Genomic DNA, 20,634 nt, shown 5'->3' on the forward strand with positions numbered 1-20,634 from the left:
TCATGCGACAACCGTGACCGGCGGGATCGCGCGGCGATGCTTCAGCACCGGGATGCGCGATCGGACCGCGTCGATGCGGGCGGGGTCGATCTCCGCGAAGCCAAGCCCCGCCGCCTCGCCCAAGTCGAGGATCACCTCGCCCCAGGGATCGACGACCAGCGAATGACCGTAAGTGGACCGGCCATCGGCATGCACCCCGGTCTGTGCCGCCGCGACGACATAGGCGCCAGCCTCGATCGCACGGGCGCGCAACAGCACGTGCCAGTGCGCGCTGCCGGTCGGTTGCGTAAACGCGGCAGGGACGGATAAGATCGTGGCGCCCGCGTCGCTGAGCGCCCGGTACAAGTCGGCGAAGCGCAGATCGTAGCAGATCGACGGGCCGAGCATGCCCGCGGGCGTGTCCACCACCACCGCCGTCTCGCCACCGACATAGGCGGCGGACTCGCGCCAGCTCTCGCCAGTCGGCAGGTCGACGTCGAACAGGTGTAGCTTGTCGTACCGTGCCAGGATCGCACCGCCAGCGTCGATCACGAAGCCGCGATTGGCGTATTTGCCATCGGGCCGGCGCACCGCAAGCGATCCGAGATGAACCCAGATGCGCGCGTCGGCCGCCGCCGTGCGCACCGCAGCAAGAACCGGATCCTCGTCTTCGGTGACGATCGACTTGGCCCCGCGGGCCCGATCGCGATCGATGAGCCCCGACATCTCGGGCGTGAACAACATCGCGGCGCCCTCGCGCCCCGCCGTCCGGATCGCATCGACCAGCGTCGCGGCGTTGACCGCGAGATCGATCCCGCTGGTCATCTGGAGGACGCCGATCCGCGGCATCAGGCGAGCAGCGGGTCTAGGCCACCCTTCGCGTCGAGCGCCGCCAGATCGTCCGACCCGCCGATATGCTTACCGTCGATGAAGACCTGTGGCATGGTAATGCGGCCACCCGACCGCTCGACCATCTCGGCCTTTTTCGGGCCGCCCATGGTGACGTCGAACGTCTCCGGCTCGACGCCCTTGGACGCCAGGAGCTTCATCGCCCGCGAGCAATAGGGGCAGAACTGCTTGATGTAGATTTCAACTTTAGCCATTGCGACGAGGTGTGGTCTTGCTCCCGCATTGTCAATCGGTTGGCGGCGATCCGTGACCTGCCGTCGGTTGCATTGGCTCATCCGGCATCACGCGTCCTCAGTGCTGGAAAGCACGCGCGCCCAGCACAGGATCGTGACGGATCTGGCGCCCGCGCGCAGCAGAACCCGCGTGCACGCGTCGGCGGTCGCGCCGCTCGTATAGATGTCGTCGACCAGTACGACCGCCCGTCCCCGCACGCGATCGGGCGCTTCGATCGCAAATGCGCCCGCGACCGCCTTGGCGCGTTGCCGGCCACCGAGGCCGCGCAGGATCATGGTGCGGCGCGACCGCGTTAACACGTCGCGATCGTGCGGAACCGCGCCTAGGCGCACGAGTGCGTCCGCGATCAACCCCGCCTGATTGAAGCCCCGCGACCATAGCCGCCAGCGGTGCAGCGGGACCGCCACCAGCAGTTCGGTTTCGGCCGGCAGCAAGCGACGCATCCGCAACGCCATCGTTTCGGCAAAGGCGATCCGCCCGCCATATTTCAGGCGTAGCGCCAGTGCGCGCGCAACCGGGCCATACGCGACCGCGGCACGCACCCCCGCATGGCGTGGCGGATCGCGCAGGCAGTCTGCACAGCACGCGCCGTCGCCCCGGTCGAACGCGAACGGGACGTTGCAGGCGGCGCACCAGGGCGGCCCGAGAAAGCGCAAACTGCTCCAGCATGGTGCGCAGAACCGGTGATCCTCCGCGACCGGCAGGCCGCAACCCGCGCAGCGCGGTGGCAACGCGAAATCGACGACATGGCGAAGCGCGGCCGGCAGTTTCAAACAGAGCCCCTCGTCACCGCGACGCGTTTTTAGCGTCTGGTGGGTCGCGCCACTTGTCGCGGATGCCGGTGCACGGCACAAGCGCACCGTGTCAGACCAAGCCCCCGAGATTTTCGACCGCGTCGCGCGCCGCTACCGCCGGGATCGCGCCGCACCGGTTTTTGCCGAGCATGACTTCCTGCGCGCGACGATGCTCGACGGCATCGCCGAGCGGCTCGATGCGGTAACGCGGTCGTTCAGCGACGTTCTCGATCTGGGATGTTTCGATGCGGCCTTTCCCGCGCCGCCCGGTGCACGGGTCGCGCGGTGCGATCCGGGCTATGCGTTCGCCGCCGCCGCCGCCGGTGTGCAGGCGGACGAGGACCGCCTGCCGTTCGCGGATGCGTCGTTCGATCTGGTCGTCAGCGCCGGCGTGCTCGACCAAGTCGACGATCTGCCCGGCGCGCTGTCGCTGATCCGCCGGGTGTTGCGTCCGGACGGACTGTTCCTCGGTGCGTTCGTCGGCGCCGGGAGCCTGCCGGCCCTGCGGTCGGCGCTGCGGACCGCCGAAGTCGATCGTCCGGCGGCGCGGCTGCATCCGCAGGTCGACGTGCGCTCGGCCGGCGACCTGCTGATGCGCGCGGGCTTTGCCCTGCCGGTCGCGGATGTCGAGACGCTCGATGTCGGCTACCGCGATCTCGGGCGATTGCTGGGCGATCTGCGCGGGATGGCGGCGAGCAACATGCTCAAGCAGCGCCAGCCCATGTCGCGCGAAATCTTCGGGCGGACGCTGGCCGCCTTCGCATCGGCGGCCGACGATCGCGGCCGGACGCATGAAAAATTCCAGATCGTCTTCCTGACCGGCTGGTCGCCAGATCCTTCGCAGCCCAAGCCGGCGCGACGCGGCAGCGCGACCGCATCGATGACCGACGCGCTGAAAAGCAAATAATGACTAGCTGATCATTCCTTCGCCCTCGGCATCGCGCGCGAGGATGCGTCCCATGGCGTCGAACAGCGAATCCATCGCCACGGGTTTGAAGATCACGTCGTCCGCGCCTGCGACCATGCAGCGCTGACGCAGATCGGGCGCGATATCGGCCGTCACCACGATGATCGGCACGCGTCCCTTGGCATCGTTGCGCGCGCGAATGTGTCTGATCGCGGTCACCCCGTCCATGCCGGGCATCCGGAGATCGACCAGGATGATCGCGAAATCCTGTTCTTCGATGATTTCCAGGCCCCGTTCGGCACTTTCCGCCTCGACCATCGTCACACCGGCGACATCCAGCATGTCCTTGACGACGCGCCGATTCATCCGGTCGTCTTCGATGAAGAGGACGTTCACCATCGCCTCGTCGAGAGCAGGACTGGCGAGGGAAATGCGGCGGACATAATCGTGCATCTACGCTCTATGCAGCGTCCGACACAAGGACAGGATGTACGGCTTTTCGGGGCGTCGGTTCGCCGTAGATCGCGCGGATCAACGCGGCTCCGCTGACCGGCTTCGCAATAACCCTGGTGACGCCCGTCGCGAGCAATTCGTCCTCTTCCTGCCGTGCCGAAACCGGCCATAACAGGCTCGTTTCTGCAGGGGGCGCCCCCGCGATGGCCAGCCGTGCCGCGTCGGCGAGGCGTCGGAGATCGGCCAGCGGATCACCGCCCAGCCGGACCGTGGCGTCGTCGATCAAAACGTGCGCGACCATGCCATCACCTAGACGCGTAACGGCCTCGTCGATCGATCCGGCAAAGGCGATCATCCCGGTATGCGGCGCGAGCAGGGCCTTGAACATGCTGCGCGTGATCGGATTGCGATCGACGACCAGCGTCACCACGCCGTCATTCTCGACCGGAGCCGCGGCCTGCGCGGCGCGGGCCGCGCGAACGAAGGGCAGCGTCAGGGTGAAGGTCGTGCCCTGCCCCTCGACGCTGGCGACCGATACATCGCCGCCCATCGCCCGAGCGAGGTTGCGGCAGATCGCCAACCCCAGACCGGTCCCGCCGAATTGACGGGTCGTCCCGGCATCGGCTTGCGCGAAGGACTCGAAAATCTGTTCCAGCTTGTCGGCGGGGATGCCGATCCCGGAATCGGTCACCGCGATCTCCAACCGACCGTTGCCCCCGACATCGACCGCAAGCACGACTCGGCCCCGCTTGGTGAACTTCAGCGCGTTGGACAGCAGGTTGAAGACGATCTGCCGAATACGCGCGGCGTCGCCGACGATCATTGCGGGGCAACCCTTGAGATCGACCTCGAACGACAAACCCTTGCTGCGAGCCTGCTCGTCCCACATCCGCGTCGCATCCATCACCGTCGCGCAGAGATCGAACGGCACGGCCTCGATCGTCAGGTTGCCGGTTTCCATCTTCGCGACATCGAGAATATCGTCGACCAAGGCGCGCATGGTCAGCCCGGCACCATGGACGACATCCAGCCGATCGCGCAGCAGCGGCGACAATCCGCCATCGGCGAGCATCACCTGGGTCATGCCGAGGATGCCGTTCAGCGGCGTGCGAATCTCATGGCTGGTCGTCGCGAGGAATTCGGTCTTGGCGGCCAATGCCTTGCCGAGCGCGCTGTTGGTGATCGCCAGGTCCGCGTTCACGGCCCGTACCTTGTTGCGGCTGCGTCGGATCGTGAACAGACCGATCGCCAGCAACGCGATGACGATCGCGACGGCCACCGCCACCCCGAGAAAGACATAGCGCTGGGTCTGTACCCGCGCTCGCTCGAACGCGATGCCCCGACGCAGTTCGTCAGCCCGTAGCTGGCTGATCTTCAGTTCCTGGTTCGCGAAGTCGAACCGCGCGGCCATCAGCGCCGACTTGGTACTGGTCGCAACCTTCGTCGCGTCGTCGTCGATCCGCTTCAGCGCTTGCAGGTGGACGAGCGCCGACTTGGGATCATTCGCCGCAACAAACACGTCGTAGGCCGTCTCGTGAAGATCCTTGGGCGATATACTCGTTCCCTTGGGCCCCAGGTCCGCCAACGCCTTGGTGATGAGGGTCACGGCCCGCGGAATTTGTCGGCGTTGCAACGCCAGCTGCGCCGAGATCGCAATGATGCCCGCCCTCAACCCGGACGTTTCACGGTCCGCCGTCAGCAAAAGGCCTTCCCGAATTGACTGCTCCGCCCCCGTCAGATTTCCCGACGACAATTGCAGCAAGGCAAGGTTTGCATAGATCTGCGCCACCAGAGGAGCACTTTTAAGCCCCTTGGCCAAGGACAAAGCTATTTTGAATTCGGCAAGAGCCTGCGTATACTGCTTGAGCTCACCGAACGCCGTCGCACGATTATTGTATACGGACACGGAAAGGCTTGGGTCCGTCCGATATATTTCGATGGCCTGATCATAGTATTTGAGCGCGGTATTCTGATCCATCGCCTCGGTATACAACCACGCGATGAAGATCAGCGCCATGGCCTGTCCTCGATTATCGCCCATTTTACGATAGCGCGCAAAAGCCGTCTGATAGTCGGTCAACGCCGCTCCGGCGCGTCCCTGGGCACTTTCGGCCCCACCACGCGATAGCAAGATGTCCGCGTACAGCTTGGATTGCGGGGCCTGCGCGGCGGCCTTGGCCAACGCCCCGCCGATCAGTAATCGCGCTTTCTCGGGGTTGCCGATGCGGAGATAGGCTTCTCCTTGCAGCCACTGGGCGGTGGCCGTCGAAATATCGCGGGTGCCGGGATCGCGAATCGATGCAGCGATAGCCTCTGCGGACGCCGCCTTCGACCGGGCCTCCTCCGAATCGATCAACATCGCGGCTTTCGCATCGGCTATAGTCCGATCGAACCGCCCTTCCGCGGACGATTTCGCGGTCTGTGCAACGCTGGGCTGGTTAACGCCAAGGCCGAGAAGCAGGACATTGGCGGCCATTCCGATCCAGAAGGCCACCCGCCGACTCAACCGCGCTTCCACACGGTCGCAAGCCGGTTGAACGGCGCACGCACGTCCGCAGCGATAGCGAGGTGCTTTTCGTCTGTGAGAAAGGGGATCAGCGCGTCGAGATTGATCGGGCGGCTGATCAGGAACCCCTGGATCATGTCGCACCCCATGACCGACAGCAACGCCATGGCCGCCGGCGTCTCGACGCCTTCGGCAACCACTTCCATTTCGAGTGCATGGGCAAGGTCGATCGTCGAGCGCACGATCAACGGGTCGCGGTTCGAACTGGTGAGTTGCGTGACGAACAGCTTGTCGATCTTCAGTTCGCGCGCCGGCAACTGCTTGAGATAGGCCAGCGACGACAAGCCAGCGCCATAATCGTCGATCGCGATCACGATGCCGATGTCGGCAAAGATCTTGAGGTTTGCGATCGCGCTTTCGGGATCGCGGATGACCGAGGTCTCGGTGATCTCGAACCCTAGCCGTGCGCCGCTGGCTTCGATCAGCGCGCAGACCGTTCGGACGAACCGGGCATCGGCCAGCAGAACGCCCGCAATATTGATGAATATCCGCAGGTCGTGGCCATTGGCAGCAAGTGTCTTCTGGTCGCGAATGGAACGGCGAATGGTCCATAGGGTGAGCGCGACGATATCACGTGATTCCTCCGCGATCGGAATGAAATCGCTCGGCAATACCAAGCCTCTGATGGGATGGTTCCAGCGCACGAGCGCCTCGACGCTGGTGATCTCCTGCCGCCTGAGATGCACCTTCGGCTGATACTGAAGAAAAAGCTGATCGGTATTGATCGCGATCGTCAGGTCGCTCGCCAATTGCGCCCGATCGACGGACTCGGCGCCCGCGCTCACGTCGCGTGCCACGGCGACCCGCTCGCTGCGCGCATCTGCCAAGGCGCGCTCGGCTTCCTCGATCAGCTGAACCTCATCGCGCGCGCCGATCGTTGGCCCGGCCGACGCGCCGAACTGAACGTGCACCCTATGCGATTCGCCATCGAGATCGAACGGCAGGTCCAGCGCGGTCTCGAGTGCAGTGATCGCCATGTCCAGCGCCAGCCGCGCCTCGCTCTCGAATGCGATTTCGACCATGTCGCGGCCCGCAATGACAATCCGCGCGTCGGGCAACACCGCACTGATGCGGGCCGCTACGTCGACGATCAGCGTGTCGACACGGGGCCGCCCGAGGTGCCGGCGGAGCACACCGAAATTCTCGATCTCCGCCAGGATCAGGAATTGCCAACCGATCGGTCGTTGAAAATGCCCGGGAACCCCGCCGCCGCCAACCTGTGAAATGGGGCTGAGCGAGCCAAGCGGGACGTCCGCTTGAACGCGGTTAGCGAAGTGCGACTGCGGAAACTCCCTCATACCTCCCGGATATCCGACACGCATAAACATTGTCTTAAGTAGAGCCGGCCGAGTGCTTCAGAAATCATGGTTAACAATTTACAAAAATCATTGTTTAACGTTTCGTTATCCATTAAGCCGAATTTGCATCCGGTTGGGTGTCAATAAGGGAGCATAAAACATGCTGAATCTCATCATTTCGCTGATCTACAGCGGCATTCGCCCCTGGTGAATGCCACGTCGGCTCGGTTAACGCTGTTCGTCCGTATGCGGCGAACACGTGGACCGAGCCGACACTTCATGTCGGATGAATAGCGCGGCACACCGAATCGCACGTTGCTTGCGGACCGGAGCCAAGACCCTGATTGGGCAGTAACACTGCTGTAACATTAGCGCGGAGCGTTCGATCATCCGGCTCGCAGCCGATGTCGGACTCGCGATACCGCCCTCGGCATACCGCGTACGAAACGGTATCCGCGTCCAGAAAATGCAGATGTGGGCGCGCGTCAGGCGCAACTCCGCCGTGCTCGGACCGCGCACCGAGCGAAGCGGTGGCGTTTGCAAAAGCGGTGTGATTTGACGGGATGCCGGAGACCGGCTCGGTCGTCAGCCTCTACGGGGAGAGAGCGAGCCCCCTCCCCCTGGTCATTTGCGACTTAGTTCATCAGCTCCACCGCCATCGCGGTCGCTTCGCCGCCGCCGATGCAAAGCGAGGCAAGCCCGCGCTTCTGGCCGGTGGTTTCCAGCGCCGACAGCAATGTCGCGAGGATGCGCGCGCCGCTTGCGCCGATCGGATGGCCGAGCGCGCACGCGCCGCCGTGGATGTTCACCTTGTCATGCGGCAGGCCAAGGTCGCGCATCGCGATCATCGCGACGACGGCGAAGGCTTCGTTGACCTCGAACAGGTCGATGTCAGATGCCGACCAGCCGGCCTTCGCCATCGCCTTGCGCATCGCGAACACCGGCGCGGTCGTGAACAGCGATGGCGCGTGCCCATGCGCGGCGTGCGCCACGACCCGCGCGATCGGCGTGTGCCCAAGCCGTTCCGCGACGCTCATACGCGTCATCACCAGCGCGGCCGCGCCGTCGGAGATCGACGAGGCGTTGGCGGCGGTGATCGTGCCGTCCTTCGAGAAGGCGGGCTTCAGCGTCGGAATCTTGGCGACGTCGCCCTTGGCGGGCTGCTCGTCGAGCGACACTGTCGTCGGGCCCTTGCGACCGGCGATCTCGACAGCCACGATCTCGCGGTCGAACGCGCCGGACTTCTGCGCGGCCTGCGCCCTGTGCAGCGACTCGATGGCGTAGTCGTCCATCTGCTTGCGCGTGAACTGGTAGTCGTGCGCGGTGTCCTCGGCGAAATTGCCCATCAGCTTGCCGGGTTCATACGCATCCTCAAGCCCGTCGAGATACATGTGATCGTACATCCGATCATGCCCGATCCGCGCGCCGCCGCGGTGGCTTTTCGAGAGGTATGGCGCATTGGTCATGCTCTCCATGCCGCCCGCGACGAGCAGGTCGACCGACCCGGCCGCCAGCGCATCCGCGGCGAGGATCGCCGCCTGCATGCCCGATCCGCACATCTTGTTGACGGTCGTCGCCTCGACATGATCGCCGAGCCCCGCGTTGATCGCGGCCTGTCGCGCAGGCGCCTGGCCGAGCCCGGCCGGCAGCACGCAGCCCATGTAGATCCGCTCGATCTCGGCGGCCGATACGCCCGACCGCTCTACCGCACCGCGCACCGCGTCGGCGCCAAGCTGCGTCGCTGTCGCGCCCGACAGCGCCCCCTGGAACGAACCCATCGGCGTGCGCGCGTAGGACAGGATGACGATGGGATCTCGATCGACGGCCACTTCAGCTCTCCATGTATTTTTCTGCCCCGTATCTGGGGTTGATGTGCGGCAATACAAAGCACGGGCGGACGCGCCTAGACCCGTCGGCATGGAAACCCTCATCACGACGCTCAAATGGGGTGCCGCCGCATCCGGGGTCATCGCCGCGTTGATGGTATCGCTGGATTTCGGGCGGCGCGTGACGGGGTGGGGATTCGTGCTGTTCGTCGGCTCGTCGATCGCGTGGCTGAGCGGTGCGGCCTTGACCGGGGACTGGGCGCTGGGCACGCAGAACATCGTGTTGTTCGGGATCAACCTCCTCGGCGTGTATCGCTATCTGGTCCGCAAGACGGGTGTGTGAGACGGCAATCTGGGCGGGTTCGCTGGGCGTGCTCGGGGTGATCGTCGGCAGCTTCGTCGCCGCGCTGGTGACGCGCTGGCCCGACGGGCGATCGGTGATGCAGGGGCGGTCGGCGTGCGACGCCTGCGGGAGAACGCTGCGCGCGACCGACCTCGTGCCGCTGCTCAGCGCTCTTGTCCTGCGAGGGCTCTGTCGCTCGTGCGGGGCGCCGATCAGCCCCGTTCATTGGCGGATCGAGCTGGCTGGGCTGGCGATCGGTGTCGCGGCGGGGTTGGTCGTGCCGGGGCCCGTCGGGATCGCGGGCGCGGTGTTCGGCTGGTTGCTGCTCGCGCTCGCCAGCCTCGATCTCGTCGCGTTCTGGCTGCCCGATCGACTGACCCTTCTACTCGCCGCCACCGGGTTGGCGAGCGCCGCGCTCGATATCGACCCACCGCTTCCCGAGCGACTGATCGGCGGCATCGCCGGGTTCGCCACGCTGTGGCTGGTCGCGTTCGGCTATCGACGTTTGCGTGGACGCGACGGGATGGGCGGCGGCGATCCCAAGCTGTTCGGCGCGATCGGGTTGTGGCTCGGATGGCAGATGTTGCCCGCCGTCCTGTTGATCGCGAGCATGATCGGGCTCGGCGTCGTCCTCTCCGCGCATCTCAAGGGACGCAGCATGGCCGCCGACACTGCGCTTCCATTCGGCGCGTTGCTGGCGATCGCGGGTTATCCGGCGTGGCTGTTCATGATAGGCCTGACTCCATGATATCGCTCGCTCTTATGCTCGCGTTGCAAGCCGCGACGCCTGCGCCAGCTGCAAATCCAGGTCCGGGCCCGCTCGGCGCGATCGGCAAGCAGAAGCTTCCCGCCAAGGGGTGCGCCGCGTATCTGTGGAGCATGGACGCCGGCCGCCAACTCGTCGCGATGGCCACCGCCGACCCTGCGCAGATCCGCCTCGCGATCGACGGCAAGACGACCGACTATGCGATGGCGACCCAGTCACCCGCGATCGGCTTCGGCTTCGGCGGCGTCACGCAGTATCGCGGCGGCGACGTGACCGCGACGCTCGACATGGCGGTCGCCGTCCGCGCCGACATTTCCGCGGGCGCGACAGTCACGTCCGCGACGCTACGGATCGACCGCCCCGGACGTGATACCGTCGTCATGCCGGTCGGTGGCCTAATCGGCTGTGTCTGATCTGAATTCTGGTGAAACCAAGCCGTCCTCCGTGCGTTACGGTGACGAAGATGGGGGTGAATCGTACACGATTGCCGTCCGTAAAGGGGATCGTGTGACAGCTTCGAACAGCCGGCATCATTGGCTCGCTCTTGCGTTGGTAGCGTCGACAACGGGGTTTGCGGGTATCGGTTCCGCGCAGCTTGCCAAGCCGGGCACCGCCCCGGCCAAGGGTCCCGACGCGCCCAAGCCGAGCGATCAGCCGCAGTCCACCGACCCGCGCTCCGACGCGCCGATCGTTCCCGATGCCGAATTCGACAGCGCGCTGCCGCCGCTCAGCGGTGACCTGAATGCGCCGTTGGAAGCGATGGCGCCGCTGCCTGCTCCGTCAACCCAGGCACCTGCAACGCCCGCAACCGCGACGTCCCCCGCGACCACGATTGCGGGCGACGTCCTGCCGCCGACCGGTCCCAGCGATCCGCAACTCGCTCAACCGCTGACACCGCTGTCGAGCTTCGACACGACCCCGCTCCAGACTGCCGCGGATATCAAGGACAAGGACGCGCCTGAAATCCGCTACGAGACCGCGACCAAGGGTCTCGACAAGGCCGGCGACGGGCTCGAAGGCGAATACAAGGCGCTGTCCGCGCTCGCCGAAGGCAAGGGCAAGGCGGCGAACGCAACGCAGGTTGCGGCGCGCGCCCGCGAGGACGAGGCGCTCGCGGTGCGGTTGCTGAAGTCGCTCGGCTATTACGACGCCACCGCGATCTCGACGATCGAGACGATCCCCGATGCCGACACGACCAAGCCCGCGCGGCTGAAGGCGACTGTCAGCGCGCAGCCCGGCCGGCTCTATTCGCTGTCGTCGATTACCGTGAAGGCGGATCCGACGACGCCCCCGGATCTGGTCCGCACGCAATTGCCGCTCAAGGTCGGCGACCCGATCGAAGCGGCGCGCATCCAGGGCGCCGAGGCGAACGTCAGCCTGACGCTGCCGCAGCAGGGCTATCCGTTCGTCAAGGTCGGCGAGCGCGACATCCTGCTCGACGACCAGACCCCGACCGGTGCGTACACCTTACCCGTCGACACGGGTCCACGCTCATCGTTCGGACAGTTGCGGACCGAAGGCGATCCGGTCTTCAATCTCGAGCATCTGAGCCTGTTCCCGCGGTTCAAGGCGGGCGAACTCTACGACAACCGCATGACCGACGACCTGCGCGATGCGCTGGTGGCGACGTCGCAGTTCTCGACCGTGTCGGTGGAGCCGGTCCGCACCGGCACGATCAATCCCGACGGGACCGAACAGGTCGACCTGCTGGTCCGTCAGAGCGAGGGCAAGCCGCGCTCGCTCGGCGGCAATGTCGGTTTCTCGACCGGACAGGGCTTCCGCGCCGAAGGCACGTGGCAGCACCGCAACCTGTTCCCGTACGAGGGCGCGCTGATCGGATCGGTCATAGCGGGTACGCAGGAACAGGGCGTGTCGGGCACGTTCCGCCGCGCCAACGCCGGTAAGCGCGACAGGACGTTCAGCCTGACCGCCGGCGCGAACCATTCGAATTACGACGCCTATGACGCGTTCACGACCAGCGTCGGCGTCCGCTGGAGCTACGATTCCACACCGATCTGGCAGAAGCCGCTGACCTATTATTACGGCGGCGAACTCGTCGGCACGAACGAAAGCGTCTACGACTTCGCGCAAGGCAGGGACGTCCGCCGCACCTACGGCATCGTCGCGCTGCCGGGCCAGGTCCGGTTCGATCGCTCGGACAATCTGCTCAACCCGACCAAGGGCTATCGCCTGACGCTCAACCTCAGCCCCGAAACATCGGTGCAGGGGTCGGTGAAGCCGTACATCCGGACGATGATCGAGGGGACGTTCTATTACCCCGTCTCCAGCAGCATCGTGATTGCCGGACGTGCCAAGGCCGGCTCGATCCAGGGCGTCGACCGCGACGACCTGGCGCCATCGCGGCGCTATTATGGCGGCGGCGGCGGATCGGTGCGCGGCTATGGCTATCAGCGGCTCGGACCGTTCGATCCCAACGGCAACCCGATCGGCGGGCGCTCGCTCAACGAATTCGCGCTCGAAGCGCGTTACCGGTTCGGCGATTTCGGCATCGTGCCGTTCATCGACGCGGGCAACAGCTATGAGAGCAGCACGCCGAACCTGTCGTCCTTGCGCTACGGCGCGGGCATCGGCGGGCGCTTCTATACCAGCTTCGGCCCGATGCGTATCGACGTCGCGACGCCGCTGAACCCACGCGAGGGCGACGGCAAGATCGCCCTCTACATCTCGATCGGGCAGGCATTCTGATGGCCGAAAACGGCACTCCCGCTGGTGAACGGGGCCCTGCTGAGCGGGACCAGTTCGAGCAGTCCGAAACGGTGATCGTCGAGCGTCGCCCGTTGTGGCAGCGCATCCTGAAATGGCTCGCGATCCTGGTCGTCGGGCTGATCGCGCTCGTGCTGATCGTGCTGTTCGGGATCAACACCGATCCGGGCCGCCGCCTCGTCGCAGACCAGATCGGCGGCTACACCACCGCATCCGGGCTCAACATCAAGGTCGGCCGGATCGACGGGTCGATCTACGGCGCGATGACGCTCAGCGACGTCCGCGTGTCCGATCCCAAGGGCGTCTTCCTGACCAGCCCGAAGCTCGCCGTCGACTGGCGCCCGTTCGCGTTTGCCAACAACCATGTCGACGTGCGCTCGCTGACGACACCGCTGGTCACGTTGCAGCGCCGCCCGGTGCTCAACGCGACGCCGACCGATCCGAACGCGCCACTGCTCCCCGATCTCGACATCGACGTGAACCGGTTGGCGATCGATCGCTTCCTGATCGCCAAGCCGGTGACCGGCCAGACGCATATCGTGAAGATCGACGGCGCGGTGCACATCGCCGACAAGCGCGCGCAGCTGACGACCAACGCGACCGCACTGACCGGCCGCGGTATCGCCGGCGGCGACCGCCTCGTGCTGAAGCTCGATGCGGTGCCCGAGCAGAACAAGCTCGACGTCAACGTGAAGCTGACCGCACCGGTCGGCGGAGTCGTCTCGACGATGGGCGCGTTCAAGGCGCCATTGACCGCGACCGTGGATGGCCGCGGTAGCTGGGCTTCGTGGCAGGGTCGCGCTGTCGCGACGCTCGGAGGCGGGCAGCTGGCGAACCTCGGGCTGACCGCGAAGAACGGCCACATCGAAGTGCGCGGTTCGACGCGTCCCGGCCTGTATCTCGAAGGCCCAGTCGAGCGCCTGACCGCGCCACAGCTCGACGTCGCGATCGACACGACGCTCAACGACCGCAAGGCCGACACGCGGATGACGCTGAAGTCCGACGCGCTCGCGGTCGACGCCGGCGGCCTGATCGATCTCGCCAACAGCCGGTTCGGCAATTTCGCGGTAAACGCGAAGCTGCTGACGCCCGGCGCGATCCTGCCGAACCTGCGCGGTCGCGACGTCACGGCACGCGTCGTTCTCGATGGTGCGTTCGCGACGCCGACGGTCGACTACAAGGTTCGCGCGGCGACGATCGCGTTCGGCGACATGGGGGTGGAAAACCTCTACGCCGAGGGCCTCGCGCGCGTGAACTCCGACCGCATCCTGGTGCCCGTGAAGGCACGTGCGCGTCGCGTGACGGGGCTGAATGCGGCAGTTGGCGGTCTCGCGACCAACGTCGCGATCGACGGCGACTTCGCGATTTCCGGTGTCAACGTCCTCTCCGACAATCTCAAGATCCGCTCGGACAAGATCGACGCGACCGCGGTGGTCGTCGCGAACATGTCCACCGGCCGCTACACCGGTGCGCTGAAGGGCCGGGTCAACAACTACCGCGTCGACGGCATCGGCATCGTCAACCTGACGACCGACGCGAAGCTGGTGCCCGGCCCGAATGGTGGCTTCGGCATCACCGGCCGTGTCGTCGCGCAGACCGCGCAGATCTTTAACGAAGGCGCGCGCAGCTTCCTCGGCGGTAACGCGATCGTCCGCTCGGACATCGGCTACAGCCCGGAAGGCATCGTCACCTTCCGCAATCTCCGGATGAACGCGCCACAATTCCGCGTCACGCGCGGCGAAGGTCGCCTCGATCCCGCCACCGGCGCGGTGCTGGTCGATGCAGACGCGTATTCCACCGTCTACGGCCCGTTGTCCGCCCGTGTGACGGGTAGCGCGACGGCGCCGGTCGTGGTCCTTCGGGCGCCACGTCCGGGCGTCGGCGTCGGACTCGTCAACCTCAACGCGCGGATCGTCGGCCGCGGCGGCGCCTATGCCGTCACCGCGAGCGGCGGCACCAACTACGGCCCGTTCACCGCCGACGTGCTCGTCACGCCGGGCACGCAGCTCGCGGTCGACGTGCGCCGCGTGGTGTTCGCCGGGATCACCGGTCGCGGCCGGATCGTCCAGACTGCGGCCGGGCCGTTCGCGGGTGCGCTCCAGTTCGCCGGGCAGGGCCTGACGGGCAATGTCCGCCTCGCCAACCAGGGCGGCTACCAGCGCGCCGACGTCGCCGCGCGCGCCAACGGTGCCAAGATCCCCGGCATGGTCGACTTCACCATCGGCCGCGCGATCGTCAGCGCGACCGCGGTGCTGACGCCGACTCCGCAGATCGTCGCCGACGCGCAGATCGCCGACATGCGCTACGGAGCGATCGTCCTCTCGGCGGCCCGTGCTAAGGTCAATTACGTCGGCGGCAATGGTACCGCACAGGCGCTGCTGACCGGCTCGAACGGTGTCCCGTTCCGGCTCGCCGTCAACGCCAAGCTCAGCCCCAACAACTACCTGGTCGCCGCACAGGGTCAGGCCAATGGCATCGACTTTCGTACCGTCAACCCGGCGCGCATCCAGGCGGTGAAGGGCGAATATCGCCTGTCGCCGACCCGGATCGACTTCGGTGGTGCGGGCGGTGGTTCGGCACGTCTCGCCGGCAGCTATGGCCGCGGCACGAACGCGCAGGTCCGGCTCGATCGCCTCGACCTCTCGACGTTGTCCGCGCTTATCCCGAACCTCGGCATCGGCGGTAAGGCGACCGGCAGCCTCGACTTCTCGCAGGCAAACTCGGCCGCACTGCCGACCGCCGACGCCCGCGTGACGGTCACCAACTTCACGCGCTCGGGCCTTGCCACCGTCTCCGACCCCGTCGACATCGTGTTCGCCGGGACGCTCGGCGGCGACGGCGCAACCGGTCGTGCACTTGTCCGTCGCGGCACGTCGGTGATCGGCCGGATGGTCGCGAACCTGCGGCCGTTGCCAGCGGGCAACGGCTCGTGGAGCACGCGCCTGATGGCTGCGCCGCTGTCGGGCGGGATCCGCTACAATGGCCCGTCCGCGGTGCTGTTCAGCTTTGCCGCGATCCCCAACCAGCAACTCTCGGGGCCGATCGCGGTCGCGGCGGACTTCTCGGGGCGTCTGCAGGCGCCGCAGCTCAACGGCGTCGTCCGTGCCGACAACCTCACCTACGACAACGAGACCTACGGCACGCGCCTGTCGCAGATGCGGATCGCCGGGCGGTTCTCGAACACCGACCTGCAACTGACGCAGCTCAACGCGAAGGCCGGCGACGGCACCGTGCAGGCGCAGGGCAAGATCGGCTTTGCAGCGGACAGCGGCTTCCCGATCGACATCCGTGCGACCCTGAACAATGCGCAACTCGCGAAGAGCGACGCGATCAGCGCCACCACGACGGGGACGGTCCGCCTCACGCACGATCGCAACGGCGGGCTGATCCAGGGCGATCTCCAGATCCCCGAGGCGCGCTATCAGATCATCCGCCAGGGTCAGGCCGAAGTTCCCGAACTGACCGGGGTACGGCGCAAGAGCGATGTGCGTACGCCACTGTCGACCGATCGGTCGGAGGTGGCGAATGCCGGCTCGTTCAAACTCGACCTCCGGGTACGCGCGCCGAACCAGCTGTTCGTGTCGGGCATGGGCCTCGAATCCGAGTGGGAGATGGACATGCGGATCGGGGGCACCTCCGCCGCGCCGATCGTTACCGGCGGTCTGGATATCGTCCGCGGGACCTATTCGTTCTCGGGCAAGCGGTTCGAGGTCACCAAGGGCCAGATCCGCTTCCGTGGCGGCGCGCTGACCGATCCGGATATCAACATCCAGGCGTCCACCACAACCAGCGACATCACCGTCATCATCAACGTGACGGGTACCGGCCAGCGTCCGCAGATCGCGTTCACCTCGACGCCGACGCTGCCGCAGGATGAAGTGCTCAGCCGCCTGTTGTTCGGATCCAGCCCGGCCAATCTGTCGGCGACCGAGGCGATCCAGCTGGCGTCGGCGCTGAACTCGCTGCGCGGGTCGGGCGGCGGCGGTCTCAATCCGCTCGGCAAGCTGCGCTCGGCGACCGGATTCGACCGGTTGCGCGTGCTCGGCGCCGACGAAGCGACCGGCCGCGGCACCAGCCTCGCGGCGGGCAAGTACATCACGAAGAACGTTTATGTGGAGATCGTGACCGACGCGAAGGGCTTCACATCGACCCAGCTCGAGATCGCGCTGACGAGGGCGCTCAGCCTGTTGTCGGCGGCGGGATCGAGCGGCGGGCAGAGCGCAAGCGTCAAATACACGAAGGACTATTGAGTAAAGATCTCAACAGGATAGGTTCCGTTATGAAACCTACGGCGTAACGCCGGGGCACGAGGATGCAGCATGACCGAACATGTCGACGTGATCGTGGTGGGCGCCGGCATTTCCGGGATCGGCACCGGCTACCACCTCCAGACGCGCTGCCCCGACCGGACCTACATGATCCTCGAGGGGCGGCAGTCGATGGGCGGGACGTGGGACCTGTTCCGCTACCCCGGCATCCGCTCCGATTCGGACATGCACACGCTCGGGTTCGTCTTCCACCCCTGGACGGCGGCCAAGTCGATCGCCGACGGCCCCTCTATCCGCGCCTATGTCGAGGAGACGGCGCAGGCTTATGGAATCGACCGCAAGATCCGCTACGGCCATCACGTCAAGTCCGCTGCGTGGTCGACCGATGACGCCCGCTGGACCGTCGAAGCCACCGGCCCCGACGGCCCGGTGACGCTGACCTGCAACTTCCTCTCGATGTGCGCGGGCTATTACAATTACGCCAAGGCCTATTCGCCCGAGTTCGAGGGCGCGGAGAGCTTTGCAGGGCAGATCGTCCACCCGCAATTCTGGCCCGAGGACCTCGACTATAGCGGCAAGCGAGTCGTCGTGATCGGCAGCGGCGCGACCGCCGTGACGCTCGTGCCGACGATGGCGCAGACCGCCGCGCACGTGACGATGCTCCAGCGCTCACCGACGTACATCGTCGCCCGCCCCGGCGAGGACGGCGTCGCCAACTGGCTACGCGGCAAGCTTCCGGCCAAGGCCGCCTACGGCATCACGCGGTGGAAGAACGTGCTAATGGGCATGGTCTTCTACCGTCTGGCGCGGAAGAACCCGGCCAAGGTGAAGGAGCGGATGATCGGCATGGTCCGCGATCAACTCGGCCCCGACTATGACGTCGCGACGCACTTCACCCCGCGCTATAATCCATGGGACCAGCGCGTCTGCCTGGTGCCCGACGGCGACCTGTTCACCGCGATCAACGCCGGCACCGCCTCGATCGTCACCGACACGATCGCGCGGATCACCCCCGACGGCATCCACCTCGATTCGGGAAAGGACCTGCCCGCCGACGTGATCGTCACCGCCACCGGCCTCGAACTGCAACTGATGAGCGGCGTCGCGTTCAGCCTCGACGGCCAGCCGATCGAGCTTGCCGGGCGGCTCCAGTACAAGGGGATGATGTTCGACGGCGTGCCGAACCTGTCCTCGACTTTCGGCTACACCAACGCGTCCTGGACGCTGAAGGCAGACCTGACCGCGGTGTACGTCTGCCGCCTGCTCAACACGATGAAGAAGCGCGGTCTGCGCCAGGCGACCCCGCACAACGACGACCCGACGATGAAGAACGAAGCGTTTCTCGACTTCAGCTCAGGCTATGTCCAGCGTGCCGCCGCGGCGCTGCCGACGCAGGGAGAGCGCAAACCCTGGAAGCTCAACCAGAACTACGCGCTGGACCTGATGGCCCTGAAGTTCGGCTCGGTCGACGACGCGATGCAGTTCTCGAACCCCGCCAAGGCGAGATCCAGGGTGCCCGCATAATCGAGCGAAGCGGCGTCAGGGGAGCGTTTCGCCCGCTTCGACGCCCCACAGGCCGCTGATCGCGACGAACCCCGCCTGCCCTCTCACGTCCATCCGGCACCAGCCATTGGCGCACTGGCTCAAACGCCCCACGACACCCGGTGCCGCGCGCCAAACCAGCCGGCTCGACGCGCTGGGCTTCTCGCGCAACTCGGCGGGGGTGGGTCCGCGTACGATCGCCGTCCGCGTACCGCTCAGCAGGTTGGCCTGCATCCAGCCCTCCGTCCCGTCGGGGTCGGCGATCTTGCGCCATTGCTTGAAAATCGCGACGACCTTGATCGGCAGATCCTGACGCTGGTACAGCCAGCTCGCCGGATACGTCCGCGCAGGCCCGGTTCGCATGCGCGCGCGCGTTGCCGAGATCGACGCGTAATAGGGCACGCTCCGCTTCGCATCCGCAGCGATCGCAGGGTCCGGCACCAGCGCCACGATAACGAAAGCGGAAAGCGCGGCGGCGAAAATGCGCATGGTCATGTCCTAACTGGCGAAACGACGTCCTATCGCGACGAACCGCTTTGCTCAACCGAAGTTGACGGCTCCACGTTGACGCGCGCGAGCGCCTTCGCCAAGCCATCCGCATGATCGACACACGCCGCTGTCCGAACCCGAAGGTCGTCGTCACCCGCGAACTGGCGGACACGCTGATGGACCGGATGGAGGCGCTGTTCGATACGCATAACAATCGCGCCGATGCCAAGCTGACGCGCGACCAGCTCGTCGCCGCGATGGCGGACTGCGACGTGCTGGTCCCGACCGTGACCGACGACATCGACGCTGCCCTGATTGCCGGCGCTGGCGACCGCCTGAAGCTGATCGCGAACTATGGCGCGGGCGTGAACCATATCGACCTGAAGGCGGCGCGTGCCCGCGGCATCATCGTCACCAACACACCGGGGGTCCTCACCGAGGACACCGCCGACATGACGATGGCGCTGATCCTGTCGGTCCCTCGCCGCCTGGCCGAGGGCGAGAAGCTGGTGCGGTCGGGCCAGTGGAACGGCTGGAGCCCGGGTGGGATGCTCGGCCACCGGATCGGCGGCAAGGCGCTCGGGATCGTCGGGATGGGACGGATCGGCCAGGCGGTCGCGCTGAGGGCGCGCGCGTTCGGGTTGACGATCCATTATCACAGTCGCACCCGCCTACCCGCAGTCCGCGAGGCGCAACTGGCGGCAACGTGGCACGAGTCGCTCGACGAGATGCTCGGCGCGGTCGACATCGTGACGATCCACACGCCGCTCAATCCCGACAGCCGGGACCTGCTCGATGCGCGGCGGATCGCGCTGATGCAGCCGCACGTCTACCTGATCAATGCGGCACGCGGCGGGATCGTCGACGAGGCGGCCTTGGTCGAGGCGCTGGAGAACGGGCGGCTCGCCGGCGCTGGGCTCGATGTCTGGGCGCACGAGCCGGCGATCGATCCCCGCCTGCTCGCGCTGCCCAACGTCGTGATGCTGCCGCACATGGGCTCGGCGACGCTCGAAGGCCGGATGGCGTCGGGCGAACGCGTGATCCAGAATATCCGGATGTGGGCCGACGGCCACCGCCCCCCGGATCAGGTGCTCGACGGCTGGCTGTAACGCCCGAAAACAATCTGGATCAATTGCTAGGAACCGATCCCGCGGTGCGGCATTTGTTGGATACCCCCGGAGAGACAGGAGTATCCCCATGAAGAAGTTCGCCGTTTCCGCCCTGCTGATCGCATCCGCCGTGTCGATGAGCGCCTGCTCGACGCTCAAGGGCGCAGGCATCGGTGCCGCCGGTGGCGCAGGCGTCGCGGCAGCCACTGGTGGTAGCGTCGAAAAGGGTGCTGCCGTCGGTGGTGCGGGTGGCGCAGTGGTCGGCACCGTCGCCGACTGATCCAGCACTTGGTGGGACATGCGGGACTATCGCCCCTGTCCCACCAAACTACGGCATCCGACAGTTTCACGAGCCGCTAATCCTCCCCCGCCCAGGGGGAGGTGGCACCGAAGGTGACGGAGGGGGAGGACGCGGAACGGAGATTTC

17 protein-coding genes are annotated in these 20,634 nt (G+C 66.2%); 9 read left to right on the forward strand and 8 right to left on the reverse strand.

Features of this window, described 5'->3' with window-relative positions; translation table 11 throughout:
- From U1737_RS04895 to U1737_RS04905, 3 genes are all read right to left on the reverse strand, one after another.
- Positions 1-828: a carbon-nitrogen hydrolase family protein gene (locus tag U1737_RS04895; RefSeq protein WP_332795831.1), complete on the reverse strand. Its 828-nt coding sequence runs from the start codon at positions 826-828 to the stop codon at positions 1-3.
- Positions 828-1,082: a glutaredoxin 3 gene (gene grxC / locus U1737_RS04900; protein WP_332795832.1), complete on the reverse strand. Its 255-nt coding sequence runs from the start codon at positions 1,080-1,082 to the stop codon at positions 828-830. Before grxC ends, U1737_RS04895 begins: the two co-directional genes overlap by 1 nt.
- Before the next feature lie 87 nt (positions 1,083-1,169).
- Complete coding sequence (locus U1737_RS04905; RefSeq protein ID WP_332795833.1) at positions 1,170-1,895, reverse strand: ComF family protein; 726 nt, start codon at positions 1,893-1,895, stop codon at positions 1,170-1,172.
- 88 nt (positions 1,896-1,983) lie between these two features.
- Between U1737_RS04905 and U1737_RS04910 the strand changes: the two genes are divergently transcribed.
- Positions 1,984-2,823, forward strand: a complete 840-nt coding sequence (locus tag U1737_RS04910) for a class I SAM-dependent methyltransferase (protein ID WP_332795834.1) — start codon at positions 1,984-1,986, stop codon at positions 2,821-2,823.
- A gap of 3 nt (positions 2,824-2,826) precedes the next feature.
- Here the strand turns inward: U1737_RS04910 and U1737_RS04915 are convergent, their stop codons facing one another.
- From U1737_RS04915 to U1737_RS04930, 4 genes are all read right to left on the reverse strand, one after another.
- Positions 2,827-3,219, reverse strand: a complete 393-nt coding sequence (locus tag U1737_RS04915) for a response regulator (protein WP_332796040.1) — start codon at positions 3,217-3,219, stop codon at positions 2,827-2,829.
- A gap of 64 nt (positions 3,220-3,283) precedes the next feature.
- Complete coding sequence (locus tag U1737_RS04920) at positions 3,284-5,752, reverse strand: ATP-binding protein (protein WP_332795835.1); 2,469 nt, start codon at positions 5,750-5,752, stop codon at positions 3,284-3,286.
- Between the two features lie 26 nt (positions 5,753-5,778).
- On the reverse strand, positions 5,779-7,140 hold the full coding sequence (locus U1737_RS04925) for a GGDEF domain-containing phosphodiesterase (protein WP_248522083.1): 1,362 nt from the start codon (positions 7,138-7,140) through the stop codon (positions 5,779-5,781).
- A 635-nt stretch (positions 7,141-7,775) separates the two neighbouring features.
- Positions 7,776-8,969 (reverse strand): acetyl-CoA C-acyltransferase, encoded by a 1,194-nt coding sequence (locus tag U1737_RS04930; RefSeq protein ID WP_332795836.1) that lies wholly within the window; start codon positions 8,967-8,969, stop codon positions 7,776-7,778.
- Positions 8,970-9,057: 88 nt separating this feature from the next.
- On the opposite strand from U1737_RS04930, the gene U1737_RS04935 reads away from it, so the two are divergent.
- The 6 genes from U1737_RS04935 to U1737_RS04960 all read left to right on the forward strand — a co-directional run bounded on the left by U1737_RS04935 (position 9,058) and on the right by U1737_RS04960 (position 18,591).
- Positions 9,058-9,309, forward strand: a complete 252-nt coding sequence (locus U1737_RS04935; protein WP_332795837.1) for a hypothetical protein — start codon at positions 9,058-9,060, stop codon at positions 9,307-9,309.
- Positions 9,302-10,057 carry a prepilin peptidase gene (locus tag U1737_RS04940; protein WP_332795838.1) on the forward strand — a complete coding sequence of 252 codons (756 nt, stop codon included), beginning with the start codon at positions 9,302-9,304 and terminating at the stop codon, positions 10,055-10,057. The genes U1737_RS04935 and U1737_RS04940 overlap by 8 nt, the downstream gene beginning before the upstream one ends.
- Positions 10,054-10,488 (forward strand): hypothetical protein, encoded by a 435-nt coding sequence (locus U1737_RS04945; protein WP_332795839.1) that lies wholly within the window; start codon positions 10,054-10,056, stop codon positions 10,486-10,488. The genes U1737_RS04940 and U1737_RS04945 overlap by 4 nt, the downstream gene beginning before the upstream one ends.
- Positions 10,489-10,582: 94 nt before the next feature.
- Positions 10,583-12,781 carry an autotransporter assembly complex protein TamA gene (locus U1737_RS04950; RefSeq protein WP_332795840.1) on the forward strand — a complete coding sequence of 733 codons (2,199 nt, stop codon included), beginning with the start codon at positions 10,583-10,585 and terminating at the stop codon, positions 12,779-12,781.
- Positions 12,781-17,049, forward strand: coding sequence for a translocation/assembly module TamB domain-containing protein (locus U1737_RS04955; RefSeq protein WP_332795841.1), 4,269 nt, complete (start codon positions 12,781-12,783; stop codon positions 17,047-17,049). Before U1737_RS04950 ends, U1737_RS04955 begins: the two co-directional genes overlap by 1 nt.
- 69 nt (positions 17,050-17,118) lie before the next feature.
- A complete protein-coding gene (locus tag U1737_RS04960) occupies positions 17,119-18,591 on the forward strand; it encodes a flavin-containing monooxygenase (protein WP_332795842.1) in 1,473 nt (490 codons plus the stop codon).
- A 15-nt stretch (positions 18,592-18,606) separates the two neighbouring features.
- Here the strand turns inward: U1737_RS04960 and U1737_RS04965 are convergent, their stop codons facing one another.
- Positions 18,607-19,104, reverse strand: a complete 498-nt coding sequence (locus U1737_RS04965) for an SH3 domain-containing protein (RefSeq protein ID WP_443027082.1) — start codon at positions 19,102-19,104, stop codon at positions 18,607-18,609.
- 104 nt (positions 19,105-19,208) lie between these two features.
- On the opposite strand from U1737_RS04965, the gene U1737_RS04970 reads away from it, so the two are divergent.
- Together U1737_RS04970 and U1737_RS04975 are read left to right on the forward strand one after the other, a co-directional pair.
- Complete coding sequence (locus tag U1737_RS04970) at positions 19,209-20,207, forward strand: 2-hydroxyacid dehydrogenase (RefSeq protein WP_332795844.1); 999 nt, start codon at positions 19,209-19,211, stop codon at positions 20,205-20,207.
- Between the two features lie 88 nt (positions 20,208-20,295).
- Positions 20,296-20,487: a YMGG-like glycine zipper-containing protein gene (locus U1737_RS04975; protein WP_248522104.1), complete on the forward strand. Its 192-nt coding sequence runs from the start codon at positions 20,296-20,298 to the stop codon at positions 20,485-20,487.
- The last annotated feature ends 147 nt before the right edge of the window (positions 20,488-20,634 follow it).

The sequence above is a fragment of the Sphingomonas fucosidasi genome, assembly GCF_036663855.1.
GTDB classification, from domain to species: Bacteria; Pseudomonadota; Alphaproteobacteria; order Sphingomonadales; family Sphingomonadaceae; genus Sphingomonas; species Sphingomonas faeni_B.

Bases quoted from the DNA above. Each gene is read 5' to 3' on its own strand.
- U1737_RS04945 (WP_332795839.1), top strand. From the start codon at position 10,054: ATGATATCGCTCGCTCTTATGCTCGCGTTGCAAGCCGCGACGCCTGCG.
- grxC (WP_332795832.1), bottom strand. From the start codon at position 1,082: ATGGCTAAAGTTGAAATCTACATCAAGCAGTTCTGCCCCTATTGCTCG.
- U1737_RS04965 (WP_443027082.1), bottom strand. From the start codon at position 19,104: ATGACCATGCGCATTTTCGCCGCCGCGCTTTCCGCTTTCGTTATCGTG.
- U1737_RS04970 (WP_332795844.1), top strand. From the start codon at position 19,209: ATGATCGACACACGCCGCTGTCCGAACCCGAAGGTCGTCGTCACCCGC.
- U1737_RS04895 (WP_332795831.1), bottom strand. From the start codon at position 828: ATGCCGCGGATCGGCGTCCTCCAGATGACCAGCGGGATCGATCTCGCG.
- U1737_RS04935 (WP_332795837.1), top strand. From the start codon at position 9,058: ATGGAAACCCTCATCACGACGCTCAAATGGGGTGCCGCCGCATCCGGG.
- U1737_RS04975 (WP_248522104.1), top strand. From the start codon at position 20,296: ATGAAGAAGTTCGCCGTTTCCGCCCTGCTGATCGCATCCGCCGTGTCG.
- U1737_RS04920 (WP_332795835.1), bottom strand. From the start codon at position 5,752: ATGGCCGCCAATGTCCTGCTTCTCGGCCTTGGCGTTAACCAGCCCAGC.
- U1737_RS04960 (WP_332795842.1), top strand. From the start codon at position 17,119: ATGACCGAACATGTCGACGTGATCGTGGTGGGCGCCGGCATTTCCGGG.
- U1737_RS04955 (WP_332795841.1), top strand. From the start codon at position 12,781: ATGGCCGAAAACGGCACTCCCGCTGGTGAACGGGGCCCTGCTGAGCGG.
- U1737_RS04925 (WP_248522083.1), bottom strand. From the start codon at position 7,140: ATGAGGGAGTTTCCGCAGTCGCACTTCGCTAACCGCGTTCAAGCGGAC.